Source organism: Streptomyces echinatus, from assembly GCF_014203595.1.
Classification (GTDB): Bacteria; Actinomycetota; Actinomycetes; order Streptomycetales; family Streptomycetaceae; genus Streptomyces; species Streptomyces echinatus.
The window spans coordinates 355,448-369,046 of record NZ_JACHJK010000001.1; the positions used below are offsets into that span (position 1 = coordinate 355,448).

General features: G+C 73.5%; 11 protein-coding genes and 1 pseudogene. 5 read left to right on the top strand and 7 right to left on the bottom strand.

The window, feature by feature from the left end; translation table 11 throughout:
- Nucleotides 1-65 precede the first annotated feature (65 nt).
- Nucleotides 66-1,991: an AMP-dependent synthetase/ligase gene (locus FHS34_RS01530; protein ID WP_184958806.1), complete on the top strand. Its 1,926-nt coding sequence runs from the start codon at nucleotides 66-68 to the stop codon at nucleotides 1,989-1,991.
- A 51-nt stretch (nucleotides 1,992-2,042) separates the two neighbouring features.
- On the opposite strand, the gene FHS34_RS01535 is transcribed toward FHS34_RS01530, so the two are convergent.
- Entirely contained in the window at nucleotides 2,043-2,441 is a 399-nt protein-coding gene (locus FHS34_RS01535) for a rodlin (RefSeq protein ID WP_184958809.1), read from the bottom strand.
- 246 nt (nucleotides 2,442-2,687) lie between these two features.
- On the opposite strand from FHS34_RS01535, the gene FHS34_RS01540 reads away from it, so the two are divergent.
- The 4 genes from FHS34_RS01540 to FHS34_RS01555 all read left to right on the top strand — a co-directional run bounded on the left by FHS34_RS01540 (nucleotide 2,688) and on the right by FHS34_RS01555 (nucleotide 6,521).
- Nucleotides 2,688-3,086 carry a rodlin gene (locus FHS34_RS01540; protein ID WP_184958811.1) on the top strand — a complete coding sequence of 133 codons (399 nt, stop codon included), beginning with the start codon at nucleotides 2,688-2,690 and terminating at the stop codon, nucleotides 3,084-3,086.
- Nucleotides 3,087-3,329: 243 nt separating this feature from the next.
- Entirely contained in the window at nucleotides 3,330-3,557 is a 228-nt protein-coding gene (locus tag FHS34_RS01545) for a chaplin (protein ID WP_184958813.1), read from the top strand.
- 121 nt (nucleotides 3,558-3,678) lie between these two features.
- A complete protein-coding gene (locus FHS34_RS01550) occupies nucleotides 3,679-4,869 on the top strand; it encodes a chaplin family protein (RefSeq protein ID WP_184958815.1) in 1,191 nt (396 codons plus the stop codon).
- A gap of 347 nt (nucleotides 4,870-5,216) precedes the next feature.
- A complete protein-coding gene (locus FHS34_RS01555) occupies nucleotides 5,217-6,521 on the top strand; it encodes a glycoside hydrolase family 26 protein (protein WP_184958817.1) in 1,305 nt (434 codons plus the stop codon).
- Nucleotides 6,522-6,582: 61 nt separating this feature from the next.
- On the opposite strand, the gene FHS34_RS01560 is transcribed toward FHS34_RS01555, so the two are convergent.
- The 6 genes and pseudogenes from FHS34_RS01560 to FHS34_RS01585 form a co-directional block, all read right to left on the bottom strand.
- Nucleotides 6,583-7,707 carry a GNAT family N-acetyltransferase gene (locus FHS34_RS01560; protein WP_225817718.1) on the bottom strand — a complete coding sequence of 375 codons (1,125 nt, stop codon included), beginning with the start codon at nucleotides 7,705-7,707 and terminating at the stop codon, nucleotides 6,583-6,585.
- Nucleotides 7,704-8,357: a YveK family protein gene (locus FHS34_RS01565; RefSeq protein WP_184958822.1), complete on the bottom strand. Its 654-nt coding sequence runs from the start codon at nucleotides 8,355-8,357 to the stop codon at nucleotides 7,704-7,706. Before FHS34_RS01565 ends, FHS34_RS01560 begins: the two co-directional genes overlap by 4 nt.
- On the bottom strand, nucleotides 8,354-9,511 hold the full coding sequence (locus FHS34_RS01570) for a glycosyltransferase (RefSeq protein ID WP_184958826.1): 1,158 nt from the start codon (nucleotides 9,509-9,511) through the stop codon (nucleotides 8,354-8,356). The genes FHS34_RS01565 and FHS34_RS01570 overlap by 4 nt, the downstream gene beginning before the upstream one ends.
- Nucleotides 9,508-10,269, bottom strand: a complete 762-nt coding sequence (locus tag FHS34_RS01575) for a polysaccharide deacetylase family protein (protein ID WP_184958842.1) — start codon at nucleotides 10,267-10,269, stop codon at nucleotides 9,508-9,510. Before FHS34_RS01575 ends, FHS34_RS01570 begins: the two co-directional genes overlap by 4 nt.
- Entirely contained in the window at nucleotides 10,253-12,163 is a 1,911-nt protein-coding gene (gene murJ, locus FHS34_RS01580) for a murein biosynthesis integral membrane protein MurJ (RefSeq protein ID WP_184958933.1), read from the bottom strand. The genes FHS34_RS01575 and murJ overlap by 17 nt, the downstream gene beginning before the upstream one ends.
- 425 nt (nucleotides 12,164-12,588) lie before the next feature.
- A pseudogene (locus FHS34_RS01585) lies at nucleotides 12,589-13,599 on the bottom strand (O-antigen ligase family protein); the annotation flags it as partial.

Sequence of the window (13,599 nt, forward strand, 5' to 3'; positions counted from 1 at the left end):
CCTTACTTCTGAGTAAGTTGACCCACCGGTAAGGACCGTCGGCCGTACCGCCACCGGGAGCCGTCATGGGCGTACGCAGGGATCTGAAGCGGGCACGCAGGCGCACCGGTCTCGCGGACCGCGCCTCGGTGGAGATCGTCCGGGACCCCTCGGGCACGGTGCGCGAGGTGCGGGCCGCGCCCCTGGCGCCCCCGCTCGCCTCCGGCTCCCTGGCCGACCTGCCGTTCGGGCACGCCGCCGGGACCCCGGACGCGGTGCTGCTGCGCCGCCGCGAACGGGACGGTTGGCGGCCGGTCACCGCGGCCGCCTTCGCCGCCGAAGTGGCCGCCGTGGCCAAGGGGCTGATCGCCGCCGGGCTCGAACCGGGCGGCCGGGTCGTGGTGATGTCCCGCACCCGCTACGAGTGGACGGTCCTGGACTTCGCCGTCTGGGCGGCCGGCGGCCGGTCCGTGCCGGTCTACCCGACCTCCTCCGCCGAACAGGTGGAGTGGATCGTCCGCGACTCCGGCGCCCGGTTCGCCGTCACCGAGACCGCCGCGAACGCGGCCACGGTCACCACCGGCACCGCCGGCCACCCGCGCTCGCCGAGGCTGTGGCAACTGGACTCCGGCGCCCTCGCGGACCTCACCGCCCTCGGCCGGGACATCCCCGACGACGAACTCGCCGAGCGGCGCGGCGCGCTGACCCCCGACACCGTCGCCACCATCTGCTACACCTCCGGCACCACCGGCCGGCCCAAGGGCTGCGTCCTCACCCACGCCAACCTGCACGCCGAGGCCGCCAACACCGTCGAGCTGCTCCACCCGGTCTTCCAGGCCGTCACCGGCCGGGCCGCCTCCACGCTGCTCTTCCTGCCGCTCGCCCACATCCTCGGCCGCACCCTGCAGCTCGCCTGTCTGCTGGCCCGCATCGAGACCGGCCACTTCCCGAGCGTCAGGCCCGACGAACTCAGACCCGTCCTCAAGGAGTTCCGGCCCACTTTCCTGGTCGGGGTGCCGTACCTCTTCGAGAAGATCCACGACACCGGGCGCGCCACCGCCGAGCGGACCGGCCGGGCCGCCTCCTTCGACCGCGCCGAACGGATCGCCGTCCGCTTCGGCGAGGCCCATCTGCGGACCCTCCTCGGCACCGGCACCGGCAAGGGCCCCGGCCCCGGCCTGTACGCCGCCCGGGCGCTGTACGACCTGCTGGTCTACCGCCGCATCCGCAAGGAACTGGGCGGCCGGATGCGGTACGCCGTCAGCGGCGGCTCCCCGCTGGACCGCGACCTCAATCTGTTCTTCCACGCGGCCGGCATCGTCGTCTACGAGGGCTACGGCCTGACCGAGACCAGCGCCGCCGCCACGATCGTGCCCCCGCTCGGCCCCCGCCCCGGCACCGTCGGCCGGCCGGTGCCGGGCGTGTCCGTGCGCATCGCCGACGACGGCGAGGTGCTGATCCGGGGCGGCATCGTCTTCGGGGCGTACTGGAACGACCCGGCCGCCACCGAGGACGTGCTCCGGGACGGCTGGTTCGCCACCGGCGACCTCGGTGCGCTGGACGGCGACGGCTATCTCACGATCACCGGCCGCAAGAAGGACATCCTCGTCACCTCCGGCGGCAAGAACGTCTCACCGGCCGTCCTGGAGGACCGGCTGCGCGGCCGGTCGCCCGTCGGCCAGTGCGTGGTGGTGGGCGACAACCGGCCCTTCGTCGCCGCCTTGATCACCCTGGACCCGGAGGCGCTCGCCCACTGGCTGTCCGTACGGAAGCTGCCGCCGGACACCCCGCCGGCCGAGCTGGTCCGCGACGAGCGGCTGCGGGCCGAGGTGCAGCGGGCGGTCGACCATGCCAACGAGGCCGTCTCCCGCGCCGAGTCGATCCGCGCCTTCGCGCTGGTCGAGGGGGAGTTCACCGAGGAGAACGGGCTGCTGACCCCCTCGCTGAAGGTCAGGCGGCACGCGGTGACGGCCGCGTACGCCGAGCAGATAGAGGCGCTGTACCGCCGCTGACACGACGAAGCGGGGCGCCGGACCACTCGGCGCCCCGCTTCGATCACCGGATCACTTGTCCGCGTTCGAGGACAGGACCGAGACGTCCTCCAGCAGGTGCGCCAGCGCGCCGTCGCGCTTGACGTTCGAGGAGTTCTCGGTGCACTGCTGCTGCATGTGGTCGGACAGGATCGGAACGTCCTGGATCGCTCCTCCGATGGCCGCGTCGACCGAGGCCGGAATGTCGTTCACGGCGATGCAAGGCTTGTTGAAGGACCCCTGGATGAGAGCGAGCTGCGGGCTCATCTTCCCGTACGTGGTCGAGTTGCCGAAGGCCTGCCATCCCGCGTTGCCGTTCGCGACGGTCGGGCCCTGGTCGTTCCCGACCGCCAGCGCCTGCGGTGCCGCGGCAGCGGAGGCGCCCAAGGCGGAAGCGGCGACAGCCGCAGTGGCAACAAGCTTCTTGATCACTAGGCCAATCCTTTCTGAGGAAACCCCGTACCGGAGCGCCCTGCTCAACTCTGCGGATCCCGCGTGGTTTCTCCCGTTCACCCTGTCGGCCGAAGGGGTGGACCGTGATGTGTTCTTCGGATCGGTGACTTCCTGTCACCTCCCTCGCTGTTTACGCTCCAACAGAGTGAATAAGCGGAACCATTCCCTATGTGCCGGGTTGATGAGGCCGTAGGGCATGCGTCGCTACGAGGAAAGGAACGCGAAGTGCTCAAGAAGGCAATGGTCGCCGCTGCGACCGTCGCTTCTGTCGTGGGAATGGCGGTGGCGGCCGCGCCGCAGGCGCTTGCCATCGGCAACGACAACGGACCGACCGTCGTGAACGGCAACGACAACATCTCGTCGTTCGGCAACTCGGCGACGAGCGGCAACCTGAGTCCGCAGCTCTCGCTGGTGCAGGGCTCGCTCAACAAGCCGTGCTTGGGCGTCCAGGACACCGACGTCGCCGTCGACGCGGCCATCGGCGGCACCATCCAGGACATCCCGGTGCTCTCGGACCACGTCCAGCAGCAGTGCAGCGAGAACTCCACGAACAGCAAGCGGGACGGCGCGCTCTCGCACGTCCTGGAGGACCTTTCGGTTCTCTCGGCGAACACCGAAGGCTGACTCCACGTCGGCTGGCCCGGGCAGTCCGCTGCATGGTCTGCGGATCGCCCGGGTGTCTTTGTGTTCCGTGAAATCCAGGCGAGGGAGTCGCGTGAAAGATCGGTGCGATCGAGTGATTATCGCGCGGTTCGCGTTCCATGCTCTCCCATTGCGTCTAACCCTCGTTCCATACCACGACCGTTCACGTCGTGCGCACACGATTCTGGCCGTCGTCGGGGTATGACTCCAAAGAAGGGAACATTCATGAAGAAGACTGTTGCTGTCGTCGCGGGCGCCCTCATGCTCCTGGGCGGTGCGGCACCCGCCTTCGCCGACACCGGGGCCGAGGCCGCCGCGGTCGGTTCCCCCGGTGCCGCCTCCGGCAACGCCGTCCAGGTCCCGATCCACCTGCCGGTCAACGCCTGCGGCAACACGGTGGACGTCATCGCTCTGCTGAACCCGTCGTTCGGCAACGCCTGCGTCAACGACTGAGCTTCTCGCACACCACGCACAGCCCCACCGGCTGCGTACTGGCCGGCCTCGGACCGTCGATCCGTCGATTCTTCGTTCCGGGGCCGGCTTTCCCATTTCTTCGAGCAGGAAGACCACGAGATTGCGACAGACTCTCAGCAAGGGCATGGCCGTGGCCGCCGTCGCGACCGGCATGCTGTCCTTGTACGGCGGTGCCGCGCTCGCCGACTCCCGCGCGCACGGCGCCACTCAGGATTCCCCCGGGACAGTGGCCGGGAATCACGTCCAGGCTCCGGTGAACGCGCCGGCCGACGCCTGCGGTGCCTCCACCGGCGTGGTGGCCGCGCTGAACTCGGCGGCCGGTGACTCCTGTGCTGCCGCCGATCACAGTACGGAGGGGCAGGAGAGCAGCCGGCACGTCGACGAGGCCGTCGGCACCGGTGACTCCGACAACAGCGGTTCCAAGGGCGCCGACGACGAGCCCACTCCCAGCAGCAGCCACTCCGCACCCCCCTACGGCGATGACGAGGCGACCTCACCCGCCTACGGCGACAGCGAGACCAAGTCTCCTTCGTACGGGGATGAGGAGACCAAGGCGCCTGAGACCAAGTCTCCTTCGTACGGGGATGAGGAGACCGAGGCGCCTGAGACCAAGTCTCCTTCGTACGGGGATGAGGAGACCGAGGCGCCCGAGACCAAGTCTCCTTCGTACGGGGATGAGGAGACCAAGGCGCCCGAGACCAAGTCTCCTTCGTACGGGGATGAGGAGACCAAGGCGCCCGAGACCAAGACTCCTTCGTACGGTGACGAGGAGACCAAGGCGCCCGAGACCAAGACTCCTTCGTACGGTGACGAGGAGACCAAGGCGCCCGAGACCACGGCACCTCCCTATGGCGGGAAGGAGACCACAGCACCTCCGTACGGTGGTGAGGAGACCACCGCGCCTCCCTACGGTGGCGAGAAGACGACTTCGCCTCCCTATGGTGGTGAGGAGACCACCGCGCCTCCCTATGGCGGGAAGGAGACCACACCACCTCCGTACGGTGGTGAGGAGACCACACCACCTCCGTACGGTGGTGAGGAGACCACGCGGCCTCCCTACGGTGGTGAGGAGACCACGCCGCCTCCGTACGGTGGTGAGGAGACCACACCGCCTCCGTACGGTGGTGAGGAGACCACACCGCCTCATCACGGCTGGCACCACCCCAGGCCGGAGCTCTCGCACACCGGTGGTGAGGCCCGGGCCATGATCGCGACCTCGGCCGTCAGCGCCGTGCTGATCGCTGCCGGAACGATTCTGTACCGGCGAGGCCGGTCCGCCTCCCGTCGGTAGCGCGTCGGGTGCCGGACCAAGCGTCCGGCACCCCGCCGTGCCCCCGTGCTTCCGCGTCGTGCAGCATCCTTCTGCGCCGGACCGGCTCAGGCAGCCGCGGTCGCCCGGCACCTCACGGGCCGTCACATCTCCCCACCTGGCACCTCCCCCATCGCTCCACCCGCTCGCGCACCCATCGGAACCCCGCGCAGGCTCGTGACCGTCTTCCGCTGGCCCGTACGGGGGTCCGTGCGACCCGGAAGAGGCAACCGGGCTGGCGCCGGTCGTACTGATGTGACTGGCTGTCAGTACGAACGCCCTGACACCGCCGGACGGACGACGGAGGGCGAGTGGAGAGAGGAGCCGGCATGACCGCACAGCGGCGCAGGGCCCGGCCCGGGCGGCCGGTCGTGCTAGCGGCGTCGGTCGTCGGGGCGGTCACCCTGGCGGTCGGCTCCGGGTTCGCCGCGAGCCCGGGTACGGCCCGGGCGGCGGACCCGCCCGCCCCGGCCCCGGCGCCCACGACCGTGCCTGCCGGCCCGGCCGTTCCCGCGTCCCCGGCCGTTCCGGCCCCGACGGCGGCGCCGACACCTCCGGCGGCCAGGGGGACCCCCGTGCCCGTCCGGGCCGTCCGGCCCTTCGGAGCGTTTCTCGACTCCGGTCCCAGCGGGGTCGCGCACATGGCCCAGCTGAGTCGTTGGCTCGGCGGGACCGAGCTGAAGGTCGCCCACACCTATCTGCCCGGCGGCAGCTGGCAGGACATCGAGGGGCCACCCGGCTTCCTGGACGTCTGGGCGCACTGGCGGCGGGGGAAGGCGGACCGGACGCTCGTCCTCAACGTGCCGATGCAGGAGCGCAACGAGGAGGACGTCCCGGACGACCAGGTGCGGCTGCTGCTGCGGCAGGCTGCGGGCGGCGCGTTCGACCAGCACTTCAGGACCCTCGCCGAGCGGCTGGTGGAGCTGGGGGTGCCGGACACGGTGATCGTGCTCGGCTGGGAGATGAACGGCATCACCTACACCCACCGCTGCGGACCGGACCCGGCCGCCTGGAAGGCGTACTGGAACAGGATCGTCGCCACGATGCGGTCGGTGCCGGGGCAGAAGTTCCGGTTCGACTTCACGCCGAGCCGCGGCCGGGACGCCGTGCCCTGGACCGAGTGCTATCCCGGGGACGACACGGTCGACGTCATCGGCATGGACTCCTACGACCAGCCGAGCGGGCTGTCGTTCGACGAGCAGGTGAAGGAGCCCTACGGGCTCCAGCAACACGTGGACTTCGCGAAAGCCCACGGCAAGCCCATCTCCTATCCGGAATGGGGGCTCTTCCGCAACGGCGACAACGCCGAGTACATGCGGCGCATGCTCGCCTGGATCGACGAGCACCGGCCGCTGTACAACACGCTGACCGACTACTGCCCGCACGGCGTGTGGCAGTGCTCGGCCAACCCCCGTGCGTCGCTGGTCTACCGGACCGCCCTGTACGGCCTCACCCAGCCGCCCGCGCCCACGCCGGCCCCGGTCTCGCCCCCGCCCCCGGCAGCCCTGCCCGAGCCGGCACCCGCCACCGGCCCCCCGGCCGTCTGCTCGCCGCTGAGCCTGGGCGACTGGGCCGAGCACTGGCTCGACAGACAGCCCTGCGCCGGCTTCGACTGGTGGTCGCGGACACGCTAGGGCCCCTCGTCCGGTTCATGCCGGGCCCGCGGGTGGCCCGGCCTGATCCAGACGCAAGACCCTAGCCCTGGCCGCGTTCCCGCCACCGGTGCCGCACCTCCCTGCCGCACTGTCTGGCGGCCACGCCGCTCAGCGCGGCCGCCAGCAGCGGGGCGGTGCGCCGACGGGCCATGAGAAGTCGCTGGTTGACGACCCGTTCGGGCCGCCAGTGAAGCTTGTACGATTCGTCGCCGCGCAGCAGGCTCAGCACGCCGCGCCCGCCGCCGGTGTGCTCGGTGCAGGCGTCCAGCAGCATCACAGCCACGTCCGCCTTCCGGTCCCTCAGGCCCGGATGGGCACCGTAGAGGTAGCCGCCGGCCAGGCTGTCCGAGAGCAGGGTCAGATCGACCGCCAGTACCTCGTCGCCGATCAGGAACTCGGTGACCACCGCGTTCCCCGAGCGCACCATCGGTGGCACCGCCCGCATCAGGTGCTCCCGGAACCTGGGCCGCAGATGCTCGCTCGTCACCTTCCGGCCCTGCCACTGCAGCCGGTGCAGCTCCAGCAGCCGGCCGAGTGCAGCGGCCGCCTCCTCCGGGCCCACAGTCCGCCGCCGCACACCCAGTGCGGTCAGCCTGCGCAGCTTGGCCCGCGCCCGCTGGCTCGTCTTGCCCGACGACAACCGGGCGATCAGCTCGTCCATGGGCACACCGGGCAGCTCCAGGCACAGCGAGTCGCGGACCCTGTGACGCGGACCGCACCAGTGGTCGTACACCCGCTCCACCGCACCGCCCGGACGCACCTCGCGGAAGTCGACCAGTGCCGTGCAGGCGGCGTCCGCGAGCGCATCGGTGAGCGTGCCCGCCGCCCTTCCGTCGTCCGTGTCGTCCAGGAGCACGTCCGTGTAGTCGGAGATCGGGCCGCCGAGCGGCACCAGCGCGGGCAGCGGCCGGCTCACCAGCATCAGCGGCGCGACGGCGACCAGTTCGCCGCCGGCCCGCACCAGGAGCAGCCTGAGATGCCCGGGCCGGCCGTACGACAGCCACCACGAGTGCAGCCACGCATGGCTCTGGAAGGGGGTGGCGGCGGAGCACTTCCCGAACAGCCGGCCCCAGTCCGGGGCCAGCGCCGCGAAGGCCGCCTCGTCGGTGACGAACTCGGCGGTGAGAACCGGGCACGCGGTGCGTGCCGTGAAGGTGGCGGTCACAGCCGGCCGCGCGCATCGGCGGCGACGGCCGGGCCGGGCACCGAGGCCCGCACGCACTCGTCCTCGGGCCGGCATCTCGGCCGCACCAGCAGCGCGAGGCCGCCGAGCAGCCCGCCCGCGCTCGCCCCGATCAGACCGGTCACCCCCGCGGAGGGCGAGGACGGCTCGGTCGGCGGCACCGCGGGGGAGAACTGCATCAGGTCCACGTGGGTGGCGGCCTTGGCGGCGTCGGCGTGCCGGGTGAGCGCGCGGGCGACCGCGTTGGCCATGCCGGCGGCCCGGGCCGGGCGGGGCGAGGTGGCGGAGACGGCGACCATGGGGGCGTCCGGCGAGGTCGCGGTACGCACACTGTCCCGCAGGGTGGCCATCGGCACCCCGGCCCGCGCCTGGGCGTCGGCGAGCACCGCGACCTGGGTGGCGACCCGGCCGTAGGCCTGTGCGAAGCCGAGCGCGGTGGCGGTGTCGGACTGCTCGCCGGGGACGGCGACGACATAGCTGGTCGCCGTGTACTGCGGGGTCCGCAGCACGCCGTAACCGCCGCCCAGCAGCCCGCCCGCGAGGACGCCGGCCGCCACCAGCGACCAGGGGGGGAGTGCGCGCAGACGGGAGAAGCGGGAGGGGCCGGGGCGCCGGGTGGGGTTCTGGGTCATGAGGGGCCGACTTTCTCGGGGGATCGGGGCTTCGGGACCGGGTGGGCGAGCGCCGCCGCGTAGACGTCCATCAGCCGGGCGGCGCTGCGGGTGATGCAGTAGTGGCGGGCCGCCTCGGGAGTGGTGCGCGGGCCGGGGCCGGCGGCACGGACCCCGGCGAGCGCGCGGGCGTAGGCGCCGGCGTCGCACGGGAGGCGCACCGCGTCCGGGGCGGACCGGGGAGGCAGGTCCTGAAGGGCCGGGCAGGAGGTGTAGCGCACCGGCAGCCCGGCCGCGAGGGCCTCCACGACCGCGAGCCCGAACGCCTCCTCGGGCGAGGGGGAGGCGAATACGTCCATCGCCGACGCCAGCGCGGGCAGGCCGGGGCCGGGCGAGCCGTCGGGCAGGTACGGCCGCTCCCCGGCGAACAGCACCCGGTCGGCCACCCCCGCCTGCCGCGCGCACCGCCGCAGGGAGGGCTCCTGCGGGCCGCCGCCGGCCAACAGCAGCCGGCAGTCGGCGGGCAGCTCGGCGAAGGCGCGGACCAGGACGTCGAAGCGTTTGCCGGGGGCGAGCCGGCCGATGCCGCCGACCACGAACGCGTCCTCGGGCAGCCCCAGTTCGGACCGGGTACGGCGGCGGGCCGCCGGGTCGAAGGCGAACCGCGTCAGGTCGATGCCGTTGGGTACGACCGCGATGCGCGGCTCGGGCACCCCCCAGCGGGTGAGCCGGCCGGCGACGGTGGGGGACACGGCGACGGTCGACCGGCCCAGCCGCTCGCCCAGCAGATACAGCGCCCGGACCCCCGCGGTGAGCGGCCGGCCCTCCATCTGCGTGTCGCCCAGGGAGTGTTCCGTGGCGACGACCGCGCGGACCCCGGCCAGCCGGGCGGCGATCCGGCCGTACAGGCAGGCCCGGTACAGGTGGGTGTGCACGAGGTCGTACCGGCCGCGCCGGACGATCCGGGCGAGCCGGGGCAGCGCGGCCAGGTCGCGGTTGCCGGCCATGCCGAGGTGGGTCACCCGCACCCCGTCTGCCGCCAGCCCGTCGGCGACCGGCCCCGGGTTGGTCAGCGTCACCACCTCGCACTCCACCGGCAGGTGCCGCAGCAGCAGCCGCAGTTGCTGTTCGGCGCCGCCCACCCCGAGCCCGGTGATGATGTGCAGGACCCTCACCGCAGCCCCTCCACGGGACGTCGGCGCAGCCGGTGCAGCCGGCGCTTGAGGACCAGGCGTACGGCGGTGTCGTTCTGCCCGACGTGCACGCGGGGCAGGACGTGCGTGCCGTTCAGCTCGCCGGGATCGATGGCGCACGCATAGTGGTAACCGGCCGACCGTACGGCCTCCACGGCACGCCGGTCGACCGTGCCGTACGGGTAGCAGAAGCCGGTGACCGGGGCGCCGGTCAGCTCCTCCAGCACGGCCCTGCTCTCGGCGGTCTCGGCCCGCAGCGAGGCGTCGTCGGCGCGTGTGAGGTCGACGTGGGTGAGGCCGTGCGAGCCGATCTCCACGCCCGCGGCGGCCGCCCGCCGGATGCCGTCGGCGGTCAGCAGCGGCTTGCGGGGGCCCAGCGGGTCCCAGGCGTTGTCGCCGCCCAACCGGCCGGGCAGCACGAACAGGGTGGCCGTGCATTCCCAGCGCCGCAGGAGAGGCAGGGCGTTGTCGAGGAAGTCGGCGTACCCGTCGTCGAAGGTGAGACCCACCAGGTCCCGCCCCTCGCCGCGCGCGCGGGCGGCGAGCAGCTCGGCCACCGACACCCCGCGCAGGCCCCGCCGGCGCAGCCAGCGCAACTGCCCGTCCAGTCGGCCGGGGGTGACCGTGATGCGGTACGGGTCGTCGGTGCGATCGCCGACCGAGTGGTACATGGCGATCCACGGGACCGGGCCGGGGGCCAGGGGCCGGGCGGCGGCCGTGGACTCAACGGAGGACGGCATGGGTGAGCCTTCGGGTGAGAGTGCGTACGGAACGGAGCACGGTGGCGCAGCCCTGGGCGTCCAGGGCGCGCCCGAGCAGCAGGAACACGACGCTCACCGTGGCGCCGCCGACGGCGAGTCCGACGAGCGGCGTTGACGGCAGGGCCGCCGCCTGCGCGCCTGCCACGGCTGCGACCGTCGCCGCCCGCAGCGGCCGGCTCAGCTCGCGCAGTACGGGCCCGGTCCGGATGGGCACTCCGCGGCGCCCGGTGCCGGCGAGCAGCAGGACGGCGGTGAGGGTGATGCCGGCGGCGTTGGCGGCGGCGATCCCCTCGACCCCCCAGGGGCCGACCGCCCAGGCGCCGAGCCACGAGGTCGCGATGATCCCCGCGGTCATCGCGGCCACCGGGTACCAGGTGGCGCGGCCCGCCGAGAAGCAGGCGCGAACCAGGACGCCGGTCAGGGTCTGGCCGAGCAGGCCGAGCGCGTACACCCGCATGACACCGGCGGTCGCCGCGGTGTCCTGGGCCGTGAACGCCCCCCGTTGGAACAGCAGCCCGACCAGCTGCGGCGCGCAGGCCACGACCGCGGCCGTGCCGAGCAGCACCAGACAGGCGGCCAGTGCCAAGTCGCGCTCCACCCGGTCCCGGGCCCGCTCGGTGTCGCCGTCGGCCAGTGCCCGCGCCACCACCGGGAAGGTGACCGTGCACAGCATCAGCGACATCGTCATCGGGAGCTGCGCGACCTTCTGCGCGTAGTTCAGGTGCGAGATGGCTCCGGCGGGCAGCCCGGAGGCGAGGAACCGCTCGATCAGCACCTGCGACTGCCGGCACAGTGCGAAGAGCAGCACGGTGGCCAGCAGCGGCACGTCCAGCGGCTGCGTCGCGGCGGCGGCCTTGACGCCCGCCCGTCCGCTGGGCCGGCGCAGCTCCCTCACCAGCGACGGCAGCTGGATCGCCACCATCAGGCAGCCGCCCGCGGCGACCCCGAACGCGGCCGAACGTACGCCCCAGTGGCCGCCGAGCGCGTACATCGCCGTGACGATGCCGATGTTGTGGACGACGTAGATCGCGGCCGGCGCCAGGAAGCGGCGATGGGCGCGCAGGGCGGCGCTGCAGTACCCGGCGAGGCCGAAGGTCAGCACACAGGTGGCGGTGAGCCGGGTGCAGTCCACGGCGAGGGAGGGGACCGGCAGACCCGGCGCGAGTACGGCGACGAACTGCGGTGCGGCCAGCGCGAGCAGTGCCCCGACCGCCGTGAACGCCAGCGCCAGCCGGGGCAGGGTGCCGGCGGCCAGCGACCGTACCGGATCCCCGGGCGCCCCCTGCGCGCGGCGGGCCAGGGCCGCGCTGAACGCCGGGATCAGCGCGAAGGCCAGCCCTTCCTCGATGAGCAGCGTCGCCGCGAACTCCGGCACGGTCCAGGCCACCAGGAAGGCGTCGGTGTCCTGTCCGGCCCCGAACAGCCTGGCCAGTGACTGGTCCCGTACCAGCCCGAGCAGCGCCGCCGCGACCGAGAGGGAGGCGGTGACGAGGGTGGCCCGGGCGAGGAAACGGCCGCTGGGCGGAGCCGGGCCGGGGGTTGGAGGGGCCGGTTCGGGGGACCGGGGGTTCGGGCCGGGGGGCGGAGGGGAGGTCGGTGGCGGTGGGGCCGGGGCGTGGGGTCCGGGTGCCGTGGTCGGGGAGAGGGCGCTCCCGGTGCGGGGAACTCCCGTGCCGGGGGCGGGGGGTACGGCGGAGCGCGCCGACGGGAGGGTGACCCCGCCCGGCCCGGCCGTCCGTTTCGGCCCCGCGCCCTCGGCCGTCCCGTCCGGTCCCGTGGTCCCGGCCGTCCCCTCCGGCCCCGTCTGCGCGAGGGGCTGCCCGGCCGCGTCGGCCCCCGGTCCCGGTGCCCCACCGGTCGTACGGCTCGTCATCCCGCCCGCCTCCGCCCCCGTACCGAGAGGCGGACAGCGCCGGGCACGGGGGAGGGACAGGGCGCCGTCGTCGTCATCACGGGGCCGCCTCCCCCGCCCTCCGGCTGCCACCGGGGCGGTACGGCGCCCTGCCCGCCGGTTCCGAGCCGGTCGCCGCCCACCAGCGCCCACCAGGCGACCAGTCCGAAGCACACCGCCGTCAGCACGGTCGAAGGGCCGCCGATGTCGGCGTACCCGAAGTCCACGAGCTGCCACACCAGCAGCCCGCCGGCGATCAACGCGCAGTCCCGGCCCCGGCCGCCGGCCGCACGGGTCCGCCGCAGGCCGCGCAGGCAGCACACCAGCAGGGCGAGCCAGCAGCCCGCCAGGCAGACCAGCCCGATCAGCCCCTGTTCGCCGAGGACCAGCAGATACATGTTGTGCGGCGAGAGCAGCGGCTGCCGGCGGAACGCCGCACCCGCGCCCTCGGTGTCGCTGCCCGAGGACAGCGCGAGCGAGGCGTGCCCGTCGCGGTACTCGGGAAAGCCCTTCAGGCCCACACCGGCCAGCGGCCGCTCCCGCCACATGTCGGTGGCCGCGGCCCACATCGTGTACCGGTCGGTGACCGACTGGTCGGGCGCGTCGGTGACCCGCGTGATGCTGTCGATCCGCTCCTGGAGCATCGCCGTGCCCACGCCCAGCCCGCCCACCAGCACCACGCCCGCGGCCACCACGGCCGCCCCGATCCGCACCGCCCGGCGCGGCCCGGCCAGCACCAGCTGGACGGTGAGGGTGACCGCGGTGGCGATCCAGGCACCCCGGCTGAAGGACAGCGCGAGGGGCACCGTCAGGGCGCAGGCGCAGCAGGCGGCGGTCACCCGCTCCCGCACCGCCGGCCGTCCCAGCGCCAGGCCCACCGCGCACACCAGCCCGAACGACACGACCGTCGCCATGCCCATCACGTCCGCCGCCCCGAAGGTGCCGACCGCCCGGATGTCCGCGCCCTGGTAGGAGGCCCCGGTCCCGGTGACGTACTGGTGCACCCCGAGCGCCCCCTGCCAGCCCGCGAGGGCCACGACCGACCAGGCCAGCAACCGGAAGTCGGCCCGGTCGCGGACGAGGAGCAAGACCGCGGCCGGGACCAGGACGAAGACCTGCAGATAGCGGCCGAGGCCGGTGATCCCGGCGCCCGGCGACACCGCGTGCAGCGCGGCCAGCGCGAGGCCGGCCACCGGCAGACCGAGGATCACCGCGGCGGCCGGGGTGAGCGGGCGGCGCCGCGCGCGCAACAGCCGTACCGCGCAGAAGACGACGACCACCGCGGACAGCACGTCGGCGGGACCGGCTCCGCCGTCGCCGCCGGGCGCGACCGGCAGGGCGAGCAGCCCGACCACCGCGAGCACCGGCAGTACCGGGGACAGCCGGGCGGGGCGCCACAGCGGCAGGGTGAGGGCCAT